Origin of the sequence: Planktothrix sp. FACHB-1355 (assembly GCF_014748295.1) — a bacterium.
GTDB lineage: Bacteria > Cyanobacteriota > Cyanobacteriia > Cyanobacteriales > Aerosakkonemataceae > Aerosakkonema > Aerosakkonema funiforme_A.
In genome coordinates, this window is sequence record NZ_JACJUP010001232.1 from 1 (window position 1) to 1,933 (window position 1,933).

General features: G+C 41.3%; 1 protein-coding gene. It reads right to left on the reverse strand.

Annotated features, from left to right (window positions below; all coding sequences use genetic code 11):
• Positions 1–378: 378 nt before the first annotated feature.
• Positions 379–1,449, reverse strand: a complete 1,071-nt coding sequence (locus tag H6S82_RS31085; RefSeq protein ID WP_190469441.1) for a DUF3474 domain-containing protein — start codon at positions 1,447–1,449, stop codon at positions 379–381.
• Positions 1,450–1,933 lie beyond the last annotated feature (484 nt).

Here is a 1,933-nt window from a genome sequence, read left to right on the forward strand (position 1 = left end):
ATCTTGAGGCAAGCGTGGAGAGTAAATTTTAGCACTGAAAAAATTGACGCGATTCCTACGGCAAATATTGCTTGTGTTAATCCCTGTCCTGGTGGTTGTTGATGATAGGTGCAGATGGGAAAGTGTATGTTTGAGGTCATTCTCTCTGCATGAGTGGCATTTAAATAAATGATTGAGGCTGAAGAAATTGCGACTATATTTGGTATAGGATAAAATTCTCAAGCTAATTTTGCCAAAATTACACTATAAGAAGCGGTAAAGTATGAAAAAATGCGATCGCTAACCGAAGATTGGGTAACGATCGCATAAAGATCGGTATTTCAGACCGATCGCGAACCAATCCAGAGAAAAAGGCTTGGCGATCGATGCTTCACGTTTTTACAGTTCTTGTTTAGAACGGTAGTAAACAACCGCTCCCGTATCTGACACGAAATGGCAAGTTTTGTAGGAGCGTAAGAAAGATTTCCAGATAGACTCGCGGCTTTCTCGATAGTAATCGCCCAGTATTGGTTTGAGCGCTTCAGTAGCAGTTTTCAGATGGTAATGAGGAATGTTGAGAAACAGGTGATGAGCTACATGGGTACCAATATTATGATGAATGTTATTGATAAACCCATAATCTCGGTCAATTGTAGAAAGGGCACCTTTGAGAAAATACCAATCTTTACCGCGATACCAGGGAATATCAGCTTCTGTGTGGTGCAGAAAAGTTACTAAATCTAGCCAAATGACAAACACTACATAGGGGCCGAAATAGTATTTCAGCAGAAATAGCCAGCCATATTCATAGGTGAGCCAGCTTAATAAGCCTACCATCAATGTCAAGCATACAGTGCTGGTAATTACATCCCATTTTTCAGCAGGTTTAAAAAGAGGGCTGCTGGGCAGAAAATGAGAGCCTTTCTTGCCAGGAGAACGTTTAAACAGATAGAGAGGATAAGCAATCAGCAACACCTGGAAGCGGATGAGTTTTTCAGACCAATCCATCTGGCGATACTTACTTTCAGTAACGGGATACCAACTTTCATCGGTATCGATATTGCCAGTGTTTTGATGGTGAGTTCTGTGGCTGATGCGCCAGCCGTGAAAGGGAACAAGTATGGGAGTATGAGCTAGATGCCCGATCGCATTATTCAGCCATTTATGTTTGGAAAAGGAACCGTGACCGCAATCGTGACCTACTACAAACAAGGCCCAAAACATGGTTCCCTGTATCACCCAGAATACTGGCCAAAACCACCAGGAGTCCAGAAAGTGGGCTATTGCATAAAAAACTGTAATTACGGATACATCCAGAAAAAAGTAGGAAAGGGATTTCCAGGTGGATGGCTGAAAACATTCAGCCGGAATGGCAGATTTTAATTCTTGAAGGGTAAATGGGAGTTCTGAACTGACATCAGAAGATTCCGCTTTTGGAGAGGCGTTTAAGTTAACTAGGTGAGAGGGCACTGAGTTTTATATTTTACCTGACTGTAAACAAAGGGAATTATTATACATCTGGGTAAATACTGCAATAAAACGTAAAAGATGAGATTAGTCAACAGTATGGTTGCTAGGAAGTGGTAATTTTATACAACAATGTAAATACGGTTGAACTGGTAGCGGGTAATATGCTTTCTTGCCAATGAGAATAGCAATTGCGATCGCTCCTGGGCCACCAGAATGCTGCTGTCGAAAAGTTAAATTGTGTTAATCGGCATAGAGAACTTACTAAAATCATCCGGATAAAGGCAAGTTTGTGAAGTATTAAAGTGCAATGTGTGCTTCATAAAGTTGCAGGAATATTCCCATGTCTACCACCAGTATTGACAGTCAATTGATGAGTGTTGGAAAATTGCTCGCTGGTAACTACTCCTACTGTGTACCCAGTTTCCAAAGAGATTACTCTTGGACAGAAACAGAAGTCGAGCAGCTTTGGCAAGACATCACTGAA